This is a genomic window from Actinomadura sp. WMMA1423, assembly GCF_006547145.1.
GTDB lineage: Bacteria > Actinomycetota > Actinomycetes > Streptosporangiales > Streptosporangiaceae > Spirillospora.
This window is the reverse complement of the sequence record NZ_CP041244.1, coordinates 2,659,129-2,681,561: the sequence shown is the minus strand read 5'-3', so window position 1 is coordinate 2,681,561 and position 22,433 is coordinate 2,659,129. Positions and strand designations below refer to the sequence as shown.

Annotated in this window: 26 protein-coding genes; 17 read left to right on the top strand and 9 right to left on the bottom strand. The window is 73.8% G+C overall.

What is annotated here, in order from left to right; translation table 11 throughout:
• The first annotated feature begins 35 nt into the window (after positions 1–35).
• The 5 genes from FKD65_RS12460 to FKD65_RS12440 all read left to right on the top strand — a co-directional run bounded on the left by FKD65_RS12460 (position 36) and on the right by FKD65_RS12440 (position 4,495).
• A complete protein-coding gene (locus tag FKD65_RS12460) occupies positions 36–1,196 on the top strand; it encodes a Xaa-Pro peptidase family protein (RefSeq protein WP_205718643.1) in 1,161 nt (386 codons plus the stop codon).
• Positions 1,193–2,626, top strand: coding sequence for a four-carbon acid sugar kinase family protein (locus tag FKD65_RS12455; RefSeq protein WP_141577656.1), 1,434 nt, complete (start codon positions 1,193–1,195; stop codon positions 2,624–2,626). Before FKD65_RS12460 ends, FKD65_RS12455 begins: the two co-directional genes overlap by 4 nt.
• Positions 2,627–2,680: 54 nt before the next feature.
• Positions 2,681–3,448, top strand: a complete 768-nt coding sequence (locus FKD65_RS12450) for an HpcH/HpaI aldolase/citrate lyase family protein (protein ID WP_205718642.1) — start codon at positions 2,681–2,683, stop codon at positions 3,446–3,448.
• A 200-nt stretch (positions 3,449–3,648) separates the two neighbouring features.
• Entirely contained in the window at positions 3,649–4,149 is a 501-nt protein-coding gene (locus FKD65_RS12445; RefSeq protein ID WP_141577655.1) for a MerR family transcriptional regulator, read from the top strand.
• 13 nt (positions 4,150–4,162) lie between these two features.
• Positions 4,163–4,495, top strand: coding sequence for a YnfA family protein (locus FKD65_RS12440; protein ID WP_141577654.1), 333 nt, complete (start codon positions 4,163–4,165; stop codon positions 4,493–4,495).
• Positions 4,496–4,497: 2 nt separating this feature from the next.
• On the opposite strand, the gene FKD65_RS12435 is transcribed toward FKD65_RS12440, so the two are convergent.
• From FKD65_RS12435 to FKD65_RS12425, 3 genes are all read right to left on the bottom strand, one after another.
• Positions 4,498–5,298, bottom strand: a complete 801-nt coding sequence (locus FKD65_RS12435) for a MerR family transcriptional regulator (protein ID WP_141577653.1) — start codon at positions 5,296–5,298, stop codon at positions 4,498–4,500.
• On the bottom strand, positions 5,295–5,786 hold the full coding sequence (locus tag FKD65_RS12430; protein ID WP_141577652.1) for a VOC family protein: 492 nt from the start codon (positions 5,784–5,786) through the stop codon (positions 5,295–5,297). The genes FKD65_RS12435 and FKD65_RS12430 overlap by 4 nt, the downstream gene beginning before the upstream one ends.
• 91 nt (positions 5,787–5,877) lie before the next feature.
• Complete coding sequence (locus FKD65_RS12425; protein ID WP_141577651.1) at positions 5,878–6,375, bottom strand: cupin domain-containing protein; 498 nt, start codon at positions 6,373–6,375, stop codon at positions 5,878–5,880.
• Positions 6,376–6,432: 57 nt separating this feature from the next.
• Here FKD65_RS12425 and FKD65_RS12420 point away from each other — a divergent pair, with 57 nt between their 5' ends.
• Positions 6,433–7,152, top strand: coding sequence for a TetR/AcrR family transcriptional regulator (locus FKD65_RS12420; protein ID WP_141577650.1), 720 nt, complete (start codon positions 6,433–6,435; stop codon positions 7,150–7,152).
• On the opposite strand, the gene FKD65_RS12415 is transcribed toward FKD65_RS12420, so the two are convergent.
• Positions 7,143–7,622, bottom strand: coding sequence for a RidA family protein (locus FKD65_RS12415; protein WP_141577649.1), 480 nt, complete (start codon positions 7,620–7,622; stop codon positions 7,143–7,145). The two genes, FKD65_RS12420 and FKD65_RS12415, sit on opposite strands and share 10 nt — an antisense overlap.
• On the bottom strand, positions 7,619–8,320 hold the full coding sequence (locus FKD65_RS12410) for an NADPH-dependent F420 reductase (RefSeq protein ID WP_141577648.1): 702 nt from the start codon (positions 8,318–8,320) through the stop codon (positions 7,619–7,621). The genes FKD65_RS12415 and FKD65_RS12410 overlap by 4 nt, the downstream gene beginning before the upstream one ends.
• Positions 8,321–8,495: 175 nt before the next feature.
• On the opposite strand from FKD65_RS12410, the gene FKD65_RS12405 reads away from it, so the two are divergent.
• The 10 genes from FKD65_RS12405 (at position 8,496) to FKD65_RS12360 (ending at position 17,666) form a co-directional block, all read left to right on the top strand.
• On the top strand, positions 8,496–8,816 hold the full coding sequence (locus tag FKD65_RS12405) for a helix-turn-helix transcriptional regulator (RefSeq protein ID WP_141577647.1): 321 nt from the start codon (positions 8,496–8,498) through the stop codon (positions 8,814–8,816).
• Between the two features lie 784 nt (positions 8,817–9,600).
• Positions 9,601–10,047, top strand: a complete 447-nt coding sequence (locus tag FKD65_RS12400) for a helix-turn-helix transcriptional regulator (protein ID WP_141577646.1) — start codon at positions 9,601–9,603, stop codon at positions 10,045–10,047.
• A 110-nt stretch (positions 10,048–10,157) separates the two neighbouring features.
• The gene (locus tag FKD65_RS12395) at positions 10,158–10,502 is read left to right on the top strand and encodes an NADH-quinone oxidoreductase subunit A (RefSeq protein WP_141577645.1); all 345 of its coding nucleotides are present in this window, start codon (positions 10,158–10,160) and stop codon (positions 10,500–10,502) included.
• Positions 10,493–11,389, top strand: coding sequence for a hypothetical protein (locus tag FKD65_RS46240; protein WP_302931598.1), 897 nt, complete (start codon positions 10,493–10,495; stop codon positions 11,387–11,389). The genes FKD65_RS12395 and FKD65_RS46240 overlap by 10 nt, the downstream gene beginning before the upstream one ends.
• Positions 11,382–12,245: a complex I subunit 1 family protein gene (locus FKD65_RS12385; RefSeq protein WP_141577643.1), complete on the top strand. Its 864-nt coding sequence runs from the start codon at positions 11,382–11,384 to the stop codon at positions 12,243–12,245. The genes FKD65_RS46240 and FKD65_RS12385 overlap by 8 nt, the downstream gene beginning before the upstream one ends.
• A gap of 11 nt (positions 12,246–12,256) precedes the next feature.
• Entirely contained in the window at positions 12,257–12,787 is a 531-nt protein-coding gene (locus tag FKD65_RS12380; protein WP_141577642.1) for an NADH-quinone oxidoreductase subunit J, read from the top strand.
• Positions 12,784–13,089 carry an NADH-quinone oxidoreductase subunit NuoK gene (nuoK, locus tag FKD65_RS12375; protein WP_141577641.1) on the top strand — a complete coding sequence of 102 codons (306 nt, stop codon included), beginning with the start codon at positions 12,784–12,786 and terminating at the stop codon, positions 13,087–13,089. The genes FKD65_RS12380 and nuoK overlap by 4 nt, the downstream gene beginning before the upstream one ends.
• An 82-nt stretch (positions 13,090–13,171) precedes the next feature.
• Positions 13,172–14,806 (top strand): NADH-quinone oxidoreductase subunit L, encoded by a 1,635-nt coding sequence (locus FKD65_RS12370; RefSeq protein WP_141577640.1) that lies wholly within the window; start codon positions 13,172–13,174, stop codon positions 14,804–14,806.
• On the top strand, positions 14,803–16,293 hold the full coding sequence (locus FKD65_RS12365) for an NADH-quinone oxidoreductase subunit M (protein ID WP_240810110.1): 1,491 nt from the start codon (positions 14,803–14,805) through the stop codon (positions 16,291–16,293). The genes FKD65_RS12370 and FKD65_RS12365 overlap by 4 nt, the downstream gene beginning before the upstream one ends.
• A complete protein-coding gene (locus FKD65_RS12360; protein ID WP_141577639.1) occupies positions 16,293–17,666 on the top strand; it encodes an NADH-quinone oxidoreductase subunit N in 1,374 nt (457 codons plus the stop codon). The genes FKD65_RS12365 and FKD65_RS12360 overlap by 1 nt, the downstream gene beginning before the upstream one ends.
• Before the next feature lie 28 nt (positions 17,667–17,694).
• On the opposite strand, the gene FKD65_RS12355 is transcribed toward FKD65_RS12360, so the two are convergent.
• From FKD65_RS12355 to FKD65_RS12345, 3 genes are all read right to left on the bottom strand, one after another.
• Positions 17,695–18,834, bottom strand: coding sequence for a hypothetical protein (locus FKD65_RS12355; protein ID WP_205718641.1), 1,140 nt, complete (start codon positions 18,832–18,834; stop codon positions 17,695–17,697).
• Between the two features lie 121 nt (positions 18,835–18,955).
• Positions 18,956–19,354, bottom strand: a complete 399-nt coding sequence (locus FKD65_RS12350) for an NUDIX domain-containing protein (RefSeq protein WP_141577638.1) — start codon at positions 19,352–19,354, stop codon at positions 18,956–18,958.
• A 5-nt stretch (positions 19,355–19,359) separates the two neighbouring features.
• The gene (locus FKD65_RS12345) at positions 19,360–20,175 is read right to left on the bottom strand and encodes an S-adenosyl-l-methionine hydroxide adenosyltransferase family protein (protein WP_240810109.1); all 816 of its coding nucleotides are present in this window, start codon (positions 20,173–20,175) and stop codon (positions 19,360–19,362) included.
• A 59-nt stretch (positions 20,176–20,234) separates the two neighbouring features.
• Here FKD65_RS12345 and FKD65_RS12340 point away from each other — a divergent pair, with 59 nt between their 5' ends.
• Positions 20,235–21,200: a LysR family transcriptional regulator gene (locus FKD65_RS12340; protein WP_205718640.1), complete on the top strand. Its 966-nt coding sequence runs from the start codon at positions 20,235–20,237 to the stop codon at positions 21,198–21,200.
• Here the strand turns inward: FKD65_RS12340 and FKD65_RS12335 are convergent.
• Positions 21,197–22,429 (bottom strand): NAD(P)-binding domain-containing protein, encoded by a 1,233-nt coding sequence (locus tag FKD65_RS12335; RefSeq protein WP_141577635.1) that lies wholly within the window; start codon positions 22,427–22,429, stop codon positions 21,197–21,199. The two genes, FKD65_RS12340 and FKD65_RS12335, sit on opposite strands and share 4 nt — an antisense overlap.
• Between the last annotated feature and the right edge of the window lie 4 nt (positions 22,430–22,433).

Here is a 22,433-nt window from a genome sequence, read left to right as displayed (position 1 = left end):
CCACCGCCGGGAAGACCACCGACCGGAGCCTTACCGTGAACCTTCCCTTCGATGCACGGCGCCTGGACACGCTGATGGACGAGATCGGCGTCGATGCGGTCGTTGCGACCACGCGTTTCAACCTGCAGCACATGCTCGGCGGCTACCGCTACTTCTTCTTCGCGAACATGGACGCCATCGGGCTGTCCCGTTACCTGCCCGCGCTGATGTACCGACGGGGGACACCGGAGCAGGCGTTCTACGTCGGCTGCGGGAACGAGACGTGGGGGACCGATGTGTTCCCGCTCTGGGTGCCCGACGTCCAGCACGTGTCCTGGTCCAGCGCCGACACGGGCCGCGCGGTCGCGGAGGGGCTGCGCCGCCGCGGTCTGGACACCGCGACGATCGCGGTGGAGAAGGCGTTCCTGCCCGCCGACGCGTGGGACGTCCTGCGCGGTGAACTGCCAGGCGCGACGTTCGTCGAGGCCCAGAAGCTGCTGGAGGCGATGCGCGCCATCAAGTCGGCCGAGGAACTCGCCCTGGTCCGTACGGCGTCGGCCGGGATCATCGACTCGATGCTGGAGACCTTCGCCGAGTCCCGGCCGGGGCAGAGCAAGGCCGACATCGTCGAACGGTTCCGTCGCGCACAGACCGCCCGCGGGATGGTCTTCGACTACTGCCTCGTCTCCACCGGTCCCGACCTCAACCGCGCACCGTCCGACCGGATCTGGCGGGACGGCGAGGTGCTCTCCCTCGACTCCGGCGGCATGTACCAGGGCTACATCGGCGACCTGGCTCGCATGGCGGTGGCCGGCGAGCCGACCGCCCTGATGACCGAGCTCCTGGATGAGGTCGAGTCGGTGCAGCAGGCCGCGCGCACGGCGGTGGCGCCGGGCCGCCGGGGCGGCGACGTCTTCGCCGCGGCGGAGAAGGCGCTCGCCGGCTGCGGGCACCGGGGGGAGATGTACTTCGTCGCACACGGAATGGGCCTGATCACCCATGAGGTCCCACGGCTGACCGCCACCGGACCGGTGCCCTACCCCGCCGACCACGCGGAGGCACCGCTCGAACCCGGCCTCGTGCTGTCGATCGAGACGTGGGTGGAGAACCAGGAGGCGGGTTTCGTCAAGCTCGAAGACACGCTGATCGTCACGCCCGACGGCTGGGAGGCGCCGGGAGACACCGGGCGCGGCTGGAACCGGCCGGGGAAGAGATGAGCATTTCCGCGCACGACGGCCCCGTGGCGAATCCGCCGCGCGGCACGGCGTTGCCGCTCATCCGCGCCCACAATGCCGAGACCAACGTCTGGCCGGTGGTCCTCGACGACGATCCGACCGGCTCCCAGGCCGTACACGACGTCGCCGTGAACGTGGAGCCGACGGCCGATGACCTCGTATCGAGCGCCCGGGACCGCCGTCCGGTGTTCGTCTGGACCAACAGCCGCAGCCTGCCCGAGGAGGCCGCCGCCGAAGCCTGCCGCCGACTCGTGCGGACGGCGATCGAGGCGGCCGGCCGCGCCGGCGCCCGGCCGGTCTTCGTCAGCCGGAGCGACTCGACCCTGAGGGGACACTTCCAGGCCGAGCTCAGGGCCATCCTGACCGCATGCCGCGACGCCGGCCGGCCGGTCGACGGGGTGGTGTTCGCCCCCGCGTATCCGGAAGCCGGCCGGTACACCGAGGGCGACGTGCAGTGGGTGGTGCAGCCTGGCGGCCGGGCGGTGCCGGCCGCGCGGACCGAGTTCGCTCGTGATCCCACGTTCGGATACCGGGAGGAGGACCTGCGGAAATGGGTCGCGTCACGGGCCCCGACCCCGGCGCGAGTGTGCTCGATCTCGCTGGACGATCTGCGCCACGGCGGCGCGGCGGTCCGGATCCTCGGCTCGCTGTCGGACGGAGCCGTCACCGTCGCCAACGCCCGCACGCCGGCCGATCTGGAGGCCCTGGCGCTCGCGTGTCAGGCCGCCGAACGCGCCGGCCGGCGGTTCGTCTACCGCACGGGGCCGTCATTCGTCCGTGCCCTTGCCGGGCAGCCCCCGCGCGGAGCGCTCACGGGCGTCGAACTGCTCGACCACGCGACGGCGCAGGACCGGCCGTACGGTCTGAGCGTGGTCGGTTCCCACACGGCGCTGACGAGCCGGCAACTCGCCGCTGCCGTGCGCGTCCACGGGCTGACCGTGGTCGAACTCGACGTTGACCTGCTCCTGCGCCCTGACCGGCGGAGACAGGCGGTCGATCAGGCGGTGAGGACGCTGGAGGCGGCGGTTCCGCACGGCCATGCCGGGCTGGTGACCTCCCGCACGGTACGCGCCGCCGACCACGACCGGCAGGAGAGCCTTGCGATGGCCCGCCGGATCTCCGACGGGGTCTGCGAGGTCGTCGCGCGGCTGTCACCGGAGGCGCCGTTGCGCTACGTGATCGCCAAGGGCGGCATCACCTCCCATGAGGTCGCCGTCCACGGACTGGGCATGCGGCGCGCGTCCGTCCTGGGGCAGTTGTTCCCTGGCCGGGTGTCGGCGCTCCGGCTGGGCACGGAGACACGGTATCCCGGCGTTCCTTACGTGATCTTCCCGGGAAACGTCGGAGGCGAAGACGCGCTCGCCCGGGCCATCTCCATGCTGGAAAGGCCGGGCAGTGCCGCTCCAGCCTGATCACAACCTGCCCCTGAGGGTTCCCGACCAGGGACGGAATGGGAGCCAGCCATCGTGAAGCACACGCCAGAGCCCCTGGCCGGGCGCATCGCCCGTGGTGACGTCGTCATCGGCCTGATCGTCAAGATGCCCGCCGCGGCCGTCATCGAACTCGCCGGCCACGCGGGCTTCGATCTCGTCGTCATCGACACCGAACACGGCGCGGCCGAGGTGACGGAACTCGAACACCACCTCCGCGCCGCGGACGCCGCCGGCATCGCGGCCCTCGTACGGGTGGGCGACCACGAACCCCTGCCGGTCCTGCGCGCCCTCGACGCCGGCGCCGCCGGGATCATCGTGCCCCACATCTCCTGTGCCGAGGAAGCCCAGGCGGCGGTGCGGGCCGCGCACTACCCGCCCGCCGGGGTACGGGGCCTGGCGATCAGCACCCGGGCCGGACGCCAGGGAACGGTACCGGTGGAACGGCATCTGGCCGACGCCGCGGAGCAGACCATCGTGGTGGCGCAGATCGAGGACAAGAAGGCGGTGGATCGAAGCGACGACATCGCGAAGACCGAGCGGCTCAACGCGGTGTGGATCGGTCCGAGCGATCTGTCCCTGTCCCTGGGCGTGCCGGGCCAACTGGACCATCCGGACGTTACCGCGGCGGTGAACCAGATCGCCGCGGATGTCATCGCCTCCCCGGACTGCGCACTATGCGTCCTGGTCGACACGGTCGAGCAGGCCGCTCAATGGCGAGTCCGCGGCGCCGGAATCCTGCTGTTCAACTCGACGGCGCTGATCGCACGAGAACTCCAGTCGATCGCCGCGAGCACCCGATAGGGGGTGTCAGGGGCCGCGCGTCAGGGGCGGCGCCACCGTCTGAGTCCGCGACCCGCCGTGCATCCGAGCCCGTCCCGCCGCGCCCGTCCTGTCGGCGGCGGGATGCGCTCCGGGCACCGCGGGGTTGCAACCGGTAGCCGGGTACGGGCTTACCGTCGGATCATGGCCGCCGGCCGGGGCGGCTGGGACGAGGAGCGGGAATGGCCAACGCGCCGATCACGGGCACGCCGCCGTCCGGAGTGCCGCCGCACGGGTACGAGGGGCTGCGCTCCGGCCAGGTCGCGGCGGCGGCCGGGGTGAACCCGCAGACGCTGCGCTACTACGAGCGGCGGGGGCTGCTGGCCGAGCCCGCGCGGACGCTGGGCGGGCACCGGCTCTACCCGGCCGAGGCGGTCACGGTGCTGCGGGTGATCAAGACGGCGCAGCGGCTCGGGTTCAGCCTGGACGAGGTCGCCGGGCTGCTGGAGGCCGCACGGCACCGGCACGGCCGGCGCGACGCCGGGCTGGCCGCGCGGGCCCGCGCGAAGCTGGAGGAGGTGGAGCGGCGCATCGCCGATCTGGAGGTGATCCGGTCCACGCTGGTCGAGGCGCTCGACGCCGGCTGCGACGACCTGATCGCCTGCGCGGGGGAGCCGTGCTGCCCGCTGCCGTTCTCCGAACTCGCGGGCCCCGGGACCGTGCCGGAGCGTTCGGGCACGTGAGTACGGTTCCCGTATGACGATCGCGCGGTCCCTGGTCCTGTTCGCCCTCGCCGCCGTGGCGGAGATCGGCGGCGCCTGGATGATCTGGCAGGGCGTCCGGGAGCACCGGGGCGGCTGGTGGATCGGCGCGGGCCTCGTCGCCCTCGGCCTGTACGGGTTCGTCGCGACCTTCCAGCCCGACGCCGACTTCGGCCGCGTGCTGGCCGCCTACGGAGGCGTGTTCGTCGCCGGGTCCCTGGTCTGGGGCATGGTCATGGACGGTTTCCGCCCGGACCGCTGGGACGTGGCGGGCGCCGCGGTCTGCGTCCTCGGCGTCCTGGTCATCATGTACGCGCCGCGCACCTGAGATCACTCCCACGTCGCCGAGCGCGGGTCGACGCCCCGGGCCTCGGCGTTCGCGGCGATCACGTCGTGCAGCCAGGCGGCCAGTCCGGGCGCGAGCGCGTCGTAGTGCTCGCTGAATCTGGGATCGGCGGTGAACGTCCGGCCGAGGCACACGTGCATCGAGTGCGTACAGTCGAAGTGCCGTGACAGCAGGGCGCGGTGCCGCTCCGCGAGGGCGCCCGCCGCCGCGGAGCCGGGGGCGACACCGGCGCCCTTCGCGGCGGCGAGGTCGGCCTCCAGCGCGCCGGTCTCGGCCGCGACCTCCTTCCAGTCCTCCTGAGTCATCGCGGCCGCCCGCCCGGCGTACTGCGCCCACTGCGCGCTGCCGCCCCAGCGCTCCCCGGCCTCCTGCGCCCAGGAGGGCCGCCAGCCGTCCCCGAAGATCGCGTTCTGCTCCTCCGTGGTCAGCCGCATCCCGCTCTCCAGCGTCTCCGTCAGGCGGTCGACCAAGGACAACCTCTCCTGGAGGCGGGAGACGCACTCCACGAGCTGCTCCCGCCGACGGCGCAGATGGTCCCGCGCGTCGGTCCCGGGGTCGTCGAGCAGCCGGCCGATCTCTGCGAGCGGCAGCCCGAGCTCCCGGTAGACGAGGACCCGGTACATCCGGGCGACGTCCTCACCCGAATACACCCGGTACCCCGCCCTCGTGCGCCCGGTGGGGCGCACGAGGCCGATCGCGTCCCAATGGTGCAGCGTCTTCACCGTCACCCCGACGAGCGCGGCCGCCCGGCCCACGGTGAGGCCCCCCGGTGGGTGGACTCTCAAACGCCCGGCACCTCGATCCCCATCGCCCGCAGCTCGTCCGCCCGCCGGCCGTTCGGATCGAGCGGCAGACCCGCGGTCATCACGACCTGGACGTTCTCCGGCGTGACGACCGTCAGCTCCCGGGAGTTCCACGGCATGTCGGCGGGGCCCTCGGTGCACCCCGGCACGAGCTCCTCGCAACGCGCGGCGAGCTCGTCCAGCTGGCCGAGGACGCACGCGAAGCTGACGCTCATGCCCGCGGCCTCCCCGCCCCCTTCTCCGGGAACGAGGAGGACGTCCTGGAAGGCCCAGCGCCGCAGATGGACCAGCCGGTCCGGGACGGAGAAGAGATCGATGAACCCGAGCCCCCGGACCCAGAAGTCCTTCGATGCCTCGAGGTCGCCCGTCGGCACGCGGACGAACATCGGCATGCCGTAGATCCCCTTGTGGACCTCGGGCGCCACCGCGTCGACCGCCGGCATGGGGACGGGACTGACGTATTCGCTCATGCACCGATCTTCGAGCCTCCCGTAACAGGAGGGTCAACCCGACCGTGCGACCGGCGGCGACCGGTCCCGCACCCGGCCTTGCCCCGCGCGCCTAGGAGACCGGATGGACGCTCGGTGGAGGGCCGAGGATCTCGATGTGATGGCGTGCGGCGGCGTGGCCCAGGGCCGCGGGGTCCACGGGGCCCGGTTCCGGGAGCCGGCGCTCGGGGGCGGGGGCGCCGGCCTCCGCGGCGAAGTCCTCGAAGCCGGACGGCGTGGTGATCTGCAGGCAGCGCAGCGGCTCGTCGGATCCGACGACGAACGTGTGGGGGAGCCCGACCGGCAGGAGCACGAAGTCTCCCGGGCGGGCGGTGAGCTCCTCCCCGTCGCACAGGAAGCGGGCCGTACCCGACAGGACGTAGAACATCTCGTCCTCTTCCAGGTGACGGTGCAGCGGCGGGGCGAAGCCGGCCGGGTTGAGGAACTCCGCGACCGTGAGCCGGCCCCGGGTCTGCGCTCCGGCGGCCTTGACGGTGACGAGGTTGCCGAGGAACCACAGCGCCTGGCCCTCGGCGCTTCCCAGCATGTAGGGACGGACGACGGACGCCATGCCGCCTCCAATTTGGCGAGACAGTGTCTATTGAATAGCACGCTAGTATGCCTGGCGATGGGCGTCAACGACACTCCGGCCGGCCGCGGCCGGCGCCGGTACGACTCGCCGCTGCGCGACCGGCGGGCCCGGCAGACCCGCCAGGCGATCGTCGCGGCGGCGAACCGGCTCTTCGTCGAGCGCGGCTACGCGGCCACGTCCCTGGCCGACATCGCCGGGGAGGCCGCGGTGGCGCGGCCGACCGCCTTCGCGGCCTTCGGCTCCAAGGCCGCGTTGCTGCGCGAAGTGGTCGACCAGGCGCTGGCGGGCGACGACGAGCCGGTGCCGGTCGCCGAGCGCCCCTGGTTCCGGCCGGTCCTCGAAGGGCGGACGCCGCGGGCCGTCCTGGACGCCTACGCCGAGGTCTGCCGCCTCATCGGCGGACGCTCCGCGGAGATCTTCGAGGTGGTGCGCCGGGCCGCGGACGAGGGCCCCGAGCCGTCCGAGCTGTGGGAGACGATGCAGCGCAACCGGCGCCTCGGCGCCGCCATGGTGATCGATCGCCTCGAGGCGCTGCTCGGCCCCGGCTCGCTCCGCCTGGACCGCGAGCGCGCCGTGGACGTCGTATGGATGTTCAACGATCCGTCCCACTACCGCTCACTCGTGCGCATCCGGGGGTGGAGCGAGCAGGAGTACGCCGCGTGGACGGCCGACCAGATGCACCACGCGCTCGGCTTCGACGCCCCCGGCCCGCCGCCCGGCCGAGGTGGGGCGCCCGCGAAGACGAGTCAGAGCTGACCGGGGGAGGTCGCGGCGCCCACCTCCAGCACGACTTCGAGTTCCACGGGCATCCCGGCGGGCAGGGCGGCCGAGCCGAAGACGAGCCGGCTGTGGCGGGTGGGGGCGAAGGCGGTGTCGAAGACCTCCGACGCTCCGTCCGCCACGGCCGCGTGGTCACCGAACCCGGGATCGCAGGCGATGTGCACCGCGAGCCGCACCACGCGCGCCACCGAGTCCAGCCCCGTTCCGGCGTCGGCGACGGCCAGGGCGTTGAGGGCAGCCGCCCGAGCGGCTTCGCGGCCCGCCGCCGGATCGAGCTCCTGTCCGAGGCGACCCGTCAGGAGGGGCTCACCGTCGCGCAGCGGCAGCATCCCGCTGAGGAACAGCAGGCCCGAGGCCGCCACGGCGGGGACGTACCGCCCGAGCGGCCGGGGCGGCTCGGGAAGGTGCAGTCCCGCCGCTCGCAGGCGCTCGGTCGCGCCGCTCATCCGGCGTCGCCCTCGGGCCGGGCGATCAGCGCGCCGACGGTGCCGTCGGCCTGGCCGGGCCGCCACGGCCGGCCGAGCAGCGCGTAGTTCATCCGGGGGAAGAAGCCGAGGCGGGCGCCCATCTCACCGCTGAGCAGCGTCATCCGCTCGACGGTGCGGGCGTTGCTCAGCCGGCCCGCGTCGACGTAGCGGAAGGGCGTCCCCTCGCCGAGTCCGATGACCTGCCTCTTGGCGTCCTCGTCGTCGGAGACGACATAGACGTCGCTGGCGAGGCCGTCGAAGTCCGGAGCGTCGAAGACCTCCCACCACACGTTCTTGAACGCGCCGACGACGCGGGTGGCGGGCAGCGTCGCGGCGATCTGCTCGGCGCCGCTGGTGTCCCACGGGGTGATGAAGTCGCTGTAGTCGGCGTTGAACGGGTTGGTGATGTCAATGAGGATCTTGTCCGCGAGCGCCGCGCGCAGGGACTCCAGCCGGGTCAGCAGGCCGTCGCGCAGGAAGACGGCGGGCAGGACGACGGGCGCGTCCAGGGCCCGGTCGTAGTCGCCGCCGGTGAGGCCCGGGAGGGCGAGGCCCTCGGCGATGCGGTGGGCGCGGCCTGTGTCGCGGGACCCGAGCACGACCTCGTGGCCCGCGCCGGCGTACATCGCCGCCAGCCTCGTCCCCATGCGCCCGGTGCCCAGAATTCCGATCCTCATTGGCGTGCTCCCTGCCGTCGATGGCCGCGGGTCCGGGGCCGGACCGCGGTGCCGCCTGTGCCGGGAGAACGCTACATCGCTATATAGCTAAATTCAAATATAGCTTTGCGGTCAGGGGCCGGAGCGCCGTCGCGTGCGTGCCGCCACCCCCGGAGGCTGCGGCTACCCTGGCCTCATGAGCGACGTGGTGCACGGGATCGAGGTCGATGTGCTGCGCGCCCTCTCCAACCGCGCGCGGCTGGAGATCCTCCAGTGGCTCAGGGACCCCGCCGCGAACTTCGGCCACCAGGCGGTCGGCGACTTCGACGTCGAAGGGGTGTGCGTGTCGACCATCCAGGAGCGGGCGGGCATGTCGCAGCCGACCGTCTCGGCCCACCTGAAGATCCTGCACCAGGCCGGCCTCGTCACCCGGCGGAAGATGGGCGCCTGGCACTTCTACAAGCGGGACGAGGACGCCATCCGCCGCTTCGCCGAGACCCTGGTCACCAGTCTCTGACGGGCTCGCGGCCCTCTCGCCGCCGGCCGGCGCTCGCGCTCGGCCTGTGGCGGGCATGCGAGAGGGGCGGCCCCCCCGACCGCCCCTCCGCGTCCTCGAAAACCTCTTGGCCCGGCCGGGCATTCCCGGTCCCGTGAGCGAGCGAACAACATGCTAGTGGAATGGATGTCGCCGAAGAACTGGAATTGAGGATTCGGTCGCGCGCGGACGGGAGGCGACCGGCTTCGCCCCGTCTGGCATCGACGCACCACTTGCCCGGTGCGCCGGAGAGATCCCATCCGGGCGGGCGCGGTGAGGGAAATCATTGACGATCAGCCCGACGCCGCTGGGGTATTTATGCGGGAATCCCCTCCTGACCTTGGGCGTTACCTGGCATCATGTGCCGTTGTAAGACCGCGGCCACGGGGTCGCCCGAGGTCATTGCCGCGCGATGGTTCGCCTGGGGCAGATTGGCGCTTTTGTCGTTAATGCCGGATTGAATAATGCGTTTTATATTGGATTCCTCGGCGTAATGAAAATGGATATCCTTGGCGCGGCCGCTGCGGGGGAAAGTGGTGGGCCGCCGGTGCCGTGGGTGTGCCGATCGGCGGCGGGAATTTCGCGGCAATTCGCGTCGGCGCCGCCCGGTCGGCCGGGTCGCGCGGCGGCCCGTCCCGCCTGCGGGCGGGGGCCTGTCGAGGGTGGCGGGTCCGGCGCCGCCCTCCCCGTCCGAGCGCATGTCCTTGGCTGACGAACGAGGATGTGGTCAACTTAAATCGCTGGCGATGGGGGGAGTGGGAGCCGAATGCAGCGTCATGCGGACGAGGTGCCGCCGGGAGCGTCCCTTGCCGAGAAGGTCGAGTGGCTGATCCAGAACCTCTGGCCGGCGGACGCGGACCCGCCGCGCAACAACGTGGAGACGGCCGCCGCCATCGCGCGCGCCACCGGAGAGGACATCTCGTCCACCACCGTGTGGAAGCTGCGCACCGGACGGCAGGAGAATCCCCAGCTGAAGACGCTGACGGCGCTCGCCACGTTCTTCGGCGTGCCGATCGGCTACTTCGGCTTCGCCGGCGAGTCCGGGCCCATCGGCGAGGACCTCACGCTGAAGGCCCTCCGCCGGGACGTCGAGCAGGGCATCATCCGGCCGGAGGTGCTGCGCGCCCTGGTCGACCTGTCCCCGGAGGCCCGATGGGTCGTGGACGAGATGATCCTCGCCGCGGCCGAGGCCGACCGCGTCCGCCACGCCTGACGCGGGCGCGCGGGAGTCCTGCCGCCGGGGCCGTCCGGGCCTGGTGATGTTTCACCGAGGGGCCGATCAGGTAGAGGGCGACTAGCAGCTACCCGTACCCCGGAGGGGCAATGCCGTCGTCCGTCGCCGTCCTCTCGGTCCTCGGGCTGGTGGCGGCCCTGATCGCCGGGGTGTACGCCGTCTCTCTCGCGGCGGCGCCCCGCGGGTTCGAGAGCGGGCCGTTCCTGTCGGGGGCGCGCCCGGCCGAGCACGCGGTGTCCCGCTACCACGTGCGCTGGTACACGGTGGCGATGGTCTTCCTCGCCTTCGACATGGAGATGGTCTTCATGTACCCGTGGGCGCTCGTCGTCGCGTCGATCGGGGCCAAGGCGGTCGTGGAGATGTTCGCCTTCCTGGCGCTGCTGCTGGTCGGCGTCCTCTACGCATGGCGGGAGGGGGCGTTCCGGTGGGTCTGAGACGGCCCCTGGAGCCGGGGCCGCGCGGGTGGCTGCGGCGGCTCGCCGCGCCGCGCCCGTTCGTCGTCTCGGCGGCGGACGGCACGCCCGACCGGCTCGCGGTCGAGCGGGCGCTGCGAGAGCGCGGGTGGCGTCCCGCCCTGTCGCCCGCCGAGACCGGGATGCTGGTGGTCTGCGGGAACCCCGGGTCCGCGCTGGCCGAGGCGATAGACGTGGTCTGGCGGGACATGCCGGAGCCGCGCGTCCGCGCCTCGGCTCCCGACCTGGACGGGGTCGCCGGAGGCCCGCGGCCGGCCCTCGCCCTGGAGGCCGGCATGGCCGACCGCGCCGACGACCGGGACGGCCTGAAGCTGGACGTGCTGCACGTGCCGCTCGGCCCCGTCCTGCCGTACTGGCCGGCGGGGTTGCGGGTCGACCTGACCTTGCAGGGGGACGTCGTCCAGGCGGCCGAGGCCACCGCCGTCGACACCGGCGGTGGGACGTTCTGGACGGAGGAGCGCCAGGCCGCGTCCCGTCTCGACAGCCTCTCCCGGCTGCTGCGCGTGGCGGGCTGGGAGGCGGCCGGAGAGCGCGCCGCCGCGCTGCGGGACGAGGCTCTGGACGGCACCCCCGACGACGCGCTGGCACGGCGGTTCGCGTCGTTCGCCCGGATGGTCGGGCGATCGCGCGCGCTGGCATGGATGACGCGGGGCTTCGTGAAGGAGCGGCTGGACGGCTGGCTGCGCGAGATCGGTGCGGCACTGGAAGGACGGCCCGTCCGGCCGCGCGAGAGCTGGGACGAGACCGCCGTCGTCCTGCCGGTGCTCCTCCGAGGGGCGGAACTGGCCCAGGCCCGGCTGGTCGTCGCGAGCCTGGATCCCGACCTCGGGGCGGTCGCCGATGGTTGAGGTGCTGGTCCTCGTAGTCCTCGCGGTGGCGGCGGCGTCGCTCGGCGGCGCGTTCGCGGGACGTCCGGCCGAGCCGTTCCGCGAGGCCGCGCGGCTGCTGACGACCCAGCGGCGCGTCACGGCCAGGGCCGACGTGCTGCTCACCAGGATCGGGGTCGTGTCGCTGCCGGTGGCGGCGGCCCTGGCGGCGCTGGTGGTGCCGTTCGGCGACCGCGTCGCCGCCGGGACGCGGATCGGCGTCGTCTGGTTCAACGCGATGGAGGTCGTCGCCTGGGGGTCGGTCTGGCTCGCGGGCTGGGGCGTCAACTCGGCGTTCGGGCTGGTCGGCGGCTACCGGTTCCTCGCGCAGGGACTGGCCTACGAGTTGCCGCACATGTTCGCGCTCATCACCGCCTCGCTCGCCGCGCACTCGCTCGACCTGCGCGTCATCGGGCAGGCGCAGGACGGCCTGTGGTTCGCGGTCTGGATGCCGGTCGCGTTCGCGGTCTACCTGGTCTCGGCGGCGGCGATGGCCTTCTGGGGACCGTTCGACCACCCCCTCGGCGACGACGTGGCAGGGGGCGTCCTGGCCGAGCTGTCCGGGCCCGATCGGCTCGTGTTCCTGGCCGGACGCTACGGGCTGCTGGCGGTGGCCTCGGCCGCCGCGGTGCCGCTGTTCCTCGGGGGCGGGGCCGGTCCGCTGCTTCCGGCGTGGCTGTGGTCGCAGCTGAAGACGTGCGCCGTCCTGGCGCTGCTGGTCTGGACGCGTCGGCGCCTGCCGGTGCTGCGCATGGACCGCGCGATGACCGCCGCCTGGACGGTCCTGATCCCGGCGTCGGTGCTGCAGATGCTCGTCGTCGCGATCGTGGTCGTGTGAGGAGGGGGCCCGTGGAGGCCGTGGCGTTCTGGGTGCTGGCCGTCGCGGCCGTCGGGGCGGGTGTCACCGTCTTCGTCGCCGACTCGATGGCGCGGGCGACGTTCGCGCTGCTGGCGTCGTTCCTGTGCGTCGGGGGCGAGCTGCTCCTGATCGACCTGCACTACCTCGGCGTGCTGGTCGTCCTCATGATGATCATGGAGATGCTGGTGATGGCCGTCTTCATGGTCATGTACATGATGAACCCGGCCGGGCTGATGCCGATGACGATGCTGCACAACCGGCGGGGAGCGTTCGCCATCTCCGGTCTCGCCTTCGCCGCCCTGGCCGCCGGGGTCCTCACCGTCCCCTGGCCGGAGCGGGCGGGCCGGCCGCCGCCCGACCCCACGCGGGCGCTCGGTGAGGCGATCATGGGGCCGAAGATGCTGGTCATGATGGTGATCGGCGTCGCCATCCTGGCCACCATGATCGCCACGGTGGTGCTCGCCATGCACCGGGGCCGCTACGGCGGCGCGGACGGCCGCGACGGGGAGGGCGCGCGATGACGCTGGAGGCGTTCCTGCTGCTCGCCGCCGCCCTGTTCTGCGTCGGGCTGTTCGGGGCGCTGTCGCAGCAGTCGGTCGTGATGCTGATGATGGGCCTCGAACTCATGATCAACGGGATCGTGGTCGCCGGGGCCGCGTTCTGGTTCTGGGTCTCGCCCGGCACGGCGGACGGGCAGGTGCTCGTCCTCGTCGCGATCACGGTGATGGCGCTGGAGATGGCGATGGGTTTCGCCGTCGTCACCGCCCTGTTCCGCGCCCGCGACGTGGACATGACCGACGACGCGGGCGACCTCAAGGGATGAGCGGGCACGGATGAGCGGGCACGGATGAGCGGGCACGGATGAGCGGGACGGACCAGGGCGACTCTCCGCAGGGAGGGCGCGGATGACGTTCCTTCCCGGCTGGCCGGGCGGGCTCGCGGTGGACGGGTTGTCCGCCGTCCTCCTCGTGACGCTCGCCGCCGTCCTGGCTGCGGTCCTCGTCTTCGCGGCGGGAGAGGGGTACGGCGCCCGCTTCCACTGCCTGATGCTGCTGTTCGCGGCGGCGATGGCCGTCACGGTGACGGCGACCGACCTGGTGCTGCTGCTGATGGGCTGGGAGGTCATGGGCGCGATGTCGTACGCGCTCATCGGCTACGAGTGGGCGGACGCGCGGCGGGTCCGGTCGGCCGGCGTCGCGTTCCTGACGACCCGGGCCGCCGACACGGGCCTCTACGCGGCGGCGGGCTTCGCGGTCGCCGGGGCCCACTCCCTGCGCCTCGACGACCTCGCCGCCGCCGGCGCCCCCTGGCGGGACCTGATCGCGGCGGGCATCGCGGTGTCGGCTCTGGGGAAGTCGGCGCAACTCCCGTTCTCGTTCTGGCTGTCGCGCGCCATGGACGGCCCGAGCCCGGTGTCGGCGCTCCTGCACTCGGCCACGATGGTCGCCGCCGGCGCGTACCTGCTGGTGCGCGTGCATCCGCTGCTGGCCGCGACCGGCTGGGCCGCCGCGCTCGTGTCCTGGGCCGGGGCGGCGACCGCGCTGGTCCTGGGCGCCGTCGCACTCGCGCAGCGCGACCTCAAGCAGCTCCTCGCCGCGTCCACGTGCGCGCAGATCGGGTTCATGGTGCTCGGCGCGGGCGCCGGTGCGGTGGGCGGCGCGACGGCGCACCTCGTCGCGCACGCCGCGGTGAAGAGCCTCCTGTTCCTCTGCGCGGGCGTGTGGCTGGGCGTCCTCGGAACGCGGCGGCTGGACGCGCTGCGCGGCGCGGCGCGGCGCCATCGGACGGTCGGCGCGGCGTTCGGCACGGGGGCGCTCGCGCTGGCCGGCGTACCGCCGCTGTCGTTGTGGGTGACGAAGGACGAGGTCCTCGCGGGCGTCGGCGGCTCGCCGGCCCTCCTCGCGGTGGGTCTCGCCGCCTCCGTCCTGTCGGCCGCCTACGCCGCGAAGGCGCTGCTCGCCGCGTTCGGTCCGGCCGGAGGCGGCGCGTTCCGGGTGCCGTTCCCGCGGCAGGCGCCGCTGGTCGTACTGGCCTTCGCGGCCGCCGTGCTCGGGGTGCTCGGCGTCCCGCCGGTCGCGGACGCCTGGCGGCGGCTGCTCGGCGTGCCGGACGAGAGCGGCCCCGAGCCGTGGCTGGTCGCGCTCTCCGGCGTCCTCGCCGTGCTCGCGGTTGGCGCGGTCATGGCCGTCCGGCGGATCCCCGAACCCGCGTGGGCGGTGAACTGGCTCTGGCTGGAGGGCGCCGCGTCGGCCGCGGTGGTCCGTCCGGCGTTCGCCGCCGCGCGGGCGCTGGCCCGGTTCGACGACCGGGTGGTCGACGGAGCGGTCCGGGGCGTCGCACGCGGCGGCCGGGCGCTCGCCGGGCTGGCCGGGCGCCGCGTCGAGCCGCGGCTGGACGGCCTCGTCGCCGCGGTCGGGCGCGCGGCGCGGGGGCTGGGCGCCCTCGCGCGGCGCCCTCAGACCGGACAGGTCCACATGTACTACGCCCAGGCCGCGGTGGTGCTCGCGGTGCTCGTCGTCGTCGCCGTCCTGGCCGGGTGAGCCCCTTGCTGAATCTGGTGATCTTCCTCCCGCTGGCGGTGGCGCTCGTGCTGCCCGCGGTCCCGCGGCGGGCCGTCCCGTGGACGTGGATCGGCGTCACCGTCCTGAACCTGGCACTCGTCATCGGCATGTGGGCCGCGCACGGCACCGGCGCCGGGATCGCGTACGAGACGAACGTCCGGTGGATCCCGTCCGTCCGGGCCGGCTACCACGTCGGCGTCGACGGCCTGTCGCTGCCGCTGCTGGCGCTGACCGCCGTCCTGTTCGCGGCTTGCGCGGTGTACTCGCTGCGGCAGGCGCACCGGGTGCGGGCCTTCGCGATCCTGTTCCTCTTCCTGGAGACGGTGTGCCTGGGCCTGTTCGCGGCCCTCGACCTGCTGCTGTTCTTCGTCTTCTTCGACCTGTCGATCGTCGGCATGTACTTCGTGATCCTGCTGTGGGGGCACGGCGACCGGTCGCGCTCGGCGCTGGTGTTCTTCCTCTACACGTTCCTGGGGTCGCTCATCCTGCTGCTCGGGTTCATCGGCCTCTACCTGGGCGCCGACCCCCACACGTTCGACATGGTCGAGCTGACCCGGACCCCGCCGCTGAGCGGCGGCCTGGCGGGGCTGACCCTCCTCGCCGTGGGCATCGGGCTAGGCGTCAAGACGCCGGTGGTGCCGTTCCACACCTGGCTGCCGCCCGCGCACACCGACGCGCCCGCCGCCGGGTCGGCGATCCTCGCCGGCGTCATGCTGAAGATGGGCACCTACGGTCTCGTCCGGATCGCGATGCCGATGCTGCCGGACGCCTGGCGCCGCTACGCCCTGGTCTTCCTGATCGTCGGACTGGTCGGCGTCCTTTACGGGGCCCTGGTCGCGCTGGCGCAGGACGACGTCAAGCGCCTCGTCGCGTACACGTCGGTCAACCACATGGGCTACATCGTCCTCGCGCTGGGCGCGGCCGGGTACGCGACCGGCGACGCCGACGCCCGGCGGCTCGCCGTCACCGGCGCGGTCACGCAGATGGTCAGCCACGGCCTCGTCACCGGCGCGCTGTTCCTGCTGTGCGGCGTCCTGTACGACCGGGCGGGCAGCTACGACCTCGGGCGGTTCGGCGGGATCGCGCGCGGTGCCCCCGTCTTCGCCGCCCTGACCGCGGTGGCCGCGTTCGCCTCGCTCGGGCTGCCGGGACTGTCCGGATTCGTCGCCGAGTTCCAGATCTTCGCCGGGACGATCGGGAGCGGCACGGCCGCGGCGGCCGTCACCGGCGCGCTGGCCGTCCTCGGCATCCTGGTCACGGCGGCGCTGTTCCTGCGCGTCCTGCACCGAGCCGTCCTCGGGCCCGCCGGAGAACTGACCCCGCTCGTCACCGACCTGCGGCGGTCCGAACTGGCCGCGCTCCTCCCGCTCCTCGGCCTGTCGCTGCTCATCGGCGTCGCGCCCCGCGTGCTGCTCGACACGATCGAGCCGCTGTCGGCGGCCGTCGTCGCGCTGGTGGGCCGCTGATGAACGAGAACCCCGCCGACCTCGCTCCCGAACTGTGCGTGCTGGCCGCCGCGGTCGCCGGGCTGGTCGCCGGGATGTTCCTGCCCCGACTCCGGCAGTGGCCCGTCGCGGTGCTCTGCTCGGCCGGGCTCGTCGCGGGGCTGGCCTTCGCGGGCGCCGCGGCGGCCCGTCCCGCGGTCATGGCCTTCGAGTCCTTCTCCGTCGACGCGATCACGCACGTCACGCGGATCACCGTGCTCGGCTCGACGCTCGGCGCCGTCCTGCTGGCGGCCGGGCGGGTCCGCGGCCACCCGCGCGAGAGCGAGCACCACGTCCTGATGCTGCTGTCCGCGCTCGGGACGATCATGCTGGGCGCCTCGTCCGACCTGCTGGTCCTGGTCGCCGCGTACCTGCTGGCGAGCATCCCCGCCTACGCGCTCGCCGGTTTCGGCAAGGACGCGCCCGGGACCGAGGCCGCGCTGAAGTACTACCTGATGGGCGCGCTGCTCGGCGTCCTCATGCTCGGCGGCGTGACGCTGCTGTCCGGCGTGGGCCGCGGCACCGCCTACCCGGTGCTGCGGACGGGGCTCGCGGACGCGCCCGCGGCGGCGGTCGCGGCGGGCCTCGTCGCGCTGCTGGCCGGGCTGCTGTTCAAGGCGGGCGCCGTCCCTGGCCACTACTGGGTGCCGGACGTGACCGAGGGGGCCCCGCCCGCCGTCGCCGCGTTCGTCACCACCGTCCCCAAGATCGGCGCCTTCGCCGCCCTCTACCGGTTCGGCGCCGAGACCGCGCCCGGCGGCTGGGCCGCCCTCCTCGCCGTGATCGCGGCGGCGACGATGACGCTCGGCAACCTCGCCGCCTTCGGGCAGGACAACGTCCGGCGCCTGCTGGCCTACTCGACCGTGAGTCAGGCGGGCTACCTGCTCGTCCCGGTCGCGATGGCGGGCCGCGCCGACCTGGCCCGGCCCGCGCTGCTGTACTTCGTGGCCGCCTACGCGGTGACGAACCTGGGCGCCTTCGCGGTCGTGGTCGCCGCCGGCCGCGACGACCTGGCCGGGTACGCCGGGCTGCTCCGCGCCTCCCCGCCCCTCGGGCTGTCCCTCGTCATCTGCCTGCTCGGCTTCGTGGGAACACCCCCGACCGCCGTGTTCGTCGGGAAGGTCCTGATGTTCGGCGCCGCGCTGGAGGGCGGCCACGCCTGGCTCGCGGTGGTCGCCGCCGTGAACACGGTCGCCAGCGTCTTCTACTACCTGCGCTGGATCGTCCCGCTGTTCCGGCGCCCGTCCGGCCCGCGCCCGGCGCCGGGCGCGGTCGCCACCGCGGTCGCCGCCGCGGCCGCGCTGCTCTCCCTGGCCCTCGGCATCGCCGGCGGCGCCGCCCTCGCCGCCTCCTGACCGGCCCCCGTCCGGAGCCGTCCGGCTTTCAGGACCGCCCAGGGGCGTAGCGGCGGGCGAGGGTGCGGAAGGCGAGCTTCGGCTCGAAATGGCCGGTCTTCTCGTAGCCGAGGCCCGTCTCGGGACGGAGCACCTTGACCAGGGAGAAACCGGCCATGTCGAGGTCCTTGGCGGGGTCGGGGGAGCAGGCGCCGTCGGGTTCGATGAAGTCGTAGACGAAGGCGCCGTACACGCCCTCGGCCTCGTAGACGTCCAGCAGCTCGGAGATGTAGCGGGCCTGCGTCCGTTCGTCCCGGACGTAGCCCGGCGGGACGACGGGCGGGTCCTGCGACCAGTCGACGATGTCGAACCCCTCGCCGCCGCGCCTGTCCGCACCCCGGTAGGTGCAGCACCCGAACTCGGTGATGACGACGGGCTTGCCGAACCGGTGCAGGGTCCGGACGTCCCGGGCATAGGTCGCCTCGTTCGACTCGTCCCGGTACAGGTCCACGCCCACGACGTCGAAACCGCGCCAGGCGACCTCCTCCCAGACGCCGGAGGTGTAGGTGACGCGGCCGCCGAACAGGGGCCGGACCGTCCTCAGCGCCCGGGCGAGGAACGCGTTCAGCCGCTCGTTGTAGCCCTCGCCCGCGGGGGTCCCGAGGTTGGCGGCCCGCTCCAGCCAGTCCCTGCCGGGCACCAGCCCGGCCATGAAGATCGTGAGTTCGCAGCCGACCGAGATCCCGACGCCGTGATGGGTGCGGCGGAGCCCTTCGGCCGCGCGGGAGACCGCCGCGAGGAACTCCAGCGTCGTCCGCGCGTCCCGGTCGAACTGGCGGGCCTCGAACCACACGAACATGCCCTCCCGCGCCGCGCAGCGGGCCGCGAGCATGAGGCGCCGCAGGTCGGAGCCGAGCAGGATGACCGCGTTGCAGTGCAGGTCGCGGCGGATCGCCCGGATCTCGCGGCGCACGTACGCGGGCCTCCACACCTCGCGCTCGGTGTCGTAGTTGACGCCGCGCTGCGGCAGCGGCCGCCCGCGGACCGGCGCGGCGCCGGCGGTACCGGTCATCGCGTCGCAGGCGACGACGGCCGCCCCGGACACTGAGGCCGCGCCGGCCCCGGCGATCACGGTCCTGCGGCTGATCCGCGCCGCCGTCCTCTGTGACACGGCCTGCTTCTGTGACACGTCTGCTCCTCGCTGGTCGAGCCGCCCGTTCCCGAGCCTTCCGGGGACGGGCCGCGCGGGCAGCGGCCACCGGACCACGCCGCGGCGACCAAAGTCGCGGGACGCGGGGTCCGAAGGTCGGTCAGGCGAGCAGGCCGTGCTCCTCGGCGAGGTCGAGGGCCGCCTGCGCGGCCGGTGCCAGCAGGTGCCGTTCCCCTCGTCCCACGTAGACGTACTCGTCCACCTCACCGGCCGCCGACATCGCGCCGCGGAAGGCGGCGGTGAAGCACGCCATGCGGACGTGCGCGAAGTCGGGCTGGTCGTGGGCCGGCGCCCGGACGACGCCCAGCTCCCGGAAGGACGTCCGGTCCAGCTCCAGGTCCAGCTCCTCGCGGACCTCCCGGGACAGCGCCGACCAGTCGTCCTCGCCCGGTTCCCGCTTCCCGCCGGGGAGGTAGAGCAGGTCGCGGCCCCGGGAGCGGACGGCGAGCATCCGGCCGGCCGAGACCTGGATCCATGCGACGACGTCAAGATCTTCCACGTCGGTCAGTCTCCCGCAGGCCGGCCGGCCCCGGTGCGGAGGGTGAGGAACTCCACCTCCGCCAGGCCGAAGGCGTCGCGCGCGGAACCCTGGTTCACCGCCAGGCCCAGCCAGCCGGACGAGTCGATCCACAGCAGCGGGGCACCGGGCGCGACGCCGCCGAAGGTCTCCTCGAACGTGACGGGCACCGCTCGGGCGGCGGTCCCTGACCACGCGACCTCCAGCGGGGCGCCCGGGGCGAGCTCGCCGAACGCCGCAGCCAGGTCCTCGCGCTCGGCGCCGAGGACCAGGCTGCCGAACCGGTCGGTGTAGAGCACCGGGACCGTCAGCTCCCCGCGTCCGACCGAGGGCGGCGGGACGTCCAGCGGGCGCGGCTCGACCTCCGCGCCGAGATCGGACACGGCGACGCCGGAGGCGATGTGCGCGGCGGCGGGGGAGAAGACGTCACGCCCGTGGAACGAGGTCGACACCTCGGGCAGCCGGTAGGCGGGATCCTCCAGCGCGTGCGCCCGGACGGCGCCGCCCAGCTTCCCCGCGGCCGGGACGAGCAGGCCGTTGTCGGGCCCGACCAGCACGTCGCCGCGCCCGGTCTCGATCGCGACGGGCAGCCGCGGCGTGCCGACCCCCGGGTCGACGATCCCGACGTGCACCCCGACCGGCAGGTACGGCAGCGCCTGGCGCAGCAGCATCGCCCCCTCGCGGACGCAGTACGGGGTGATCTCGTCGCTGAGCACGAGCACGTTCGCCGCCGGCGCGATCGAGTAGACGACCCCCGCGCAGATCGCCGTATAGGCGGCCCCGAAGTCGGTCGCCAGACTCACGAAAGGACGGCTCCCCACCATGCGCCGATGCTATCCACCGCCCCCGTATGCTCCGGGGAGTGCGCGCCGAAGCCCTCGACCCCGTCCTGCTGCGGACCTTCGTGGCCGTCGCCGACCTCGGCTCCTTCACGGCCGCCGCGGCCGCGGAGGGCTATACCCAGTCGGCCGTCTCGCGGCAGATCGCGGCGCTCGAGGACGTCTGCGGGGTGGAGCTGTTCGCGCGCGGCGCTCGGGGCGTGCGCCCCACGCCCGCCGGGGAGTACCTGCTGCCGCACGCGCGGGGGCTCCTCGACCGGCTCGCCGACACCGCCCGCGCGCTCGACGGGTTGCGGCGGCTCGACACCGGAACCCTGCGGCTGGGCGCGTTCCCCACCGTCAACGCCGCGCTCCTGCCCCGCGCGCTCGCCCGGTTCCGGGCCCGGCACCCGGGCGTCCGGCCGCTGCTGCGCGAGGGCACGACCGAGCGCCTGCTGCCGATGCTGGAGGCGGGCGATCTCGACATCGCGCTGGTCAGCACGCACAAGGTCCCCTCGATCGCCGCCTCGGCGATCGACCCGGGCGGCCTGGTGACCCTGCTGGACGACGCGCTGCTCGTCGCGCTGCCGAGCGGCCACCGGCTCGCCGGGCGCGAGCGCGTCCCGCTCGCCGAGCTGGCGGACGAGCCGTGGATCGTCGCCGACGACCCGGAGGCGATCGCGGCGCTGCGCGCCCGGTGCGAGGCTGCCGGGTTCGTGCCGCAGACGCCGCTGCGGGTCGCCGAGTGGATCTCCAAGCTGGGGCTGATCGCCGAGGGCTTCGGCGTCACGCTCGTCCCGGCGCTGGCGGCGTCCGCCCTGGCCCGGGAAGGCGTCGTGCTGCGCGCCGTGACGTCCGACCAGCCCCGCAGGACCGTCTACGCGGCCGTGGGACGGCACGCGCGCAGGTCCCCGGCCGTCACCGCGTTCCTCGCGGACCTGCGGGACGTGGCCGAGGACCTGCGGCCCGAGGGCGGAGACGGGAGGCAGCGCCCCGGCGGCGGGGGCTAGGGGACCGCCGCGACGATCTCGACCTCCAGCAGGGCGTCGGGGTGGAACAGGCGGGGCACCTCGACGGTCGTGCTGGTCGGCGGCGGGCCGGTGAAGTACCGCCTGCGGACGGCGCCGTACTCCCGCACCCGGTCCAGGTCGGTGATGAACGTCCGGATGTTGACCACGTCGTCGAACTTCGCGCCGTGCGCGGCGAGGATCCGCTCCAGCAGCGAGAGGATCACCTCCGACTGGCGGGTCATGTCGCCGGGCTCGTCCACCTCGCCGTCCGCGCCGAGGGCGATCTGCCCCGACACGTACAGCATCGCCCCCTGCGTCACGTACGCGGTGTGGGAGTAGTTGGGGTTCGGCGGCGCCGGAACGGTATCCGGGTTGGCGAGCGTCACGCGCATCGGTGGGGTCCTCCTGATGTGGTCGGCGAGTGCGATGAGGTCGTGGCCGCCCAGCCCGGCGGCGAGCGCGGCCTCCGCCCGTGCCCGGACGGCGGAGAGGACGCCGGCGGGCGGGGACCCGTCCAGGGCCAGGCCGAGGTCCTTGGCCGCCAGCGCGAGCGTGAAGCGCGGCGGCTCCCCGTCCGCGGCCTCCCTGAGGCGGCGGGCCTGGGGGCTGGTGCGGGCCAGCGCGTCCAGTGCGAGACCGGGGTCGACGCCGAGCCGGTCGGCCACGGCCAGCGCCTCGCCGAGGACGGCGAAGTTCCCGACGAGCGCGCCGTTGACCACCAGTTTGAGCGCCGCGCCCGAGCCGGGCGGGCCGACGTGCCGGACGTCCCCGAGGGCGGCGAGCGCACCGGCGCAGCGGGCGAGATCGTCCCGCGCGGCACCGGCGAGGATCACCAGCTCGCCCGCCTCCGCCTGCGGGACGCTTCCGGACACCGGCGCGTCGACGTACCCGATCCCCTCGGGCAGCCGGCCGCGGACGCGGTGGACGGCTTCCGGCCCGATCGTCGACATGTCGACGACCACGGCGCCGGACGGCAGGGCCGGGGCGGCACCGTCCGGGCCGAACAGCACGTCCTCGACGGCGGTCGCGTCGGTGAGCATCGTGACGACCAGTTCGCGGTCCTGGACGGCCTCCGCGGGGGTGCCGCGGACGGCGGCGCCGGCCCCCGCGAGCGGCGCGGCCCGGGCGGGCGTCCGGTTCCAGACGGTCAGGTCGTGCCCGGCGGCGGCGAGCCGGCGGGCCATCGGGACGCCCATGCGTCCCAGTCCGAGAAAGGCGATTCGTGTCATGGCG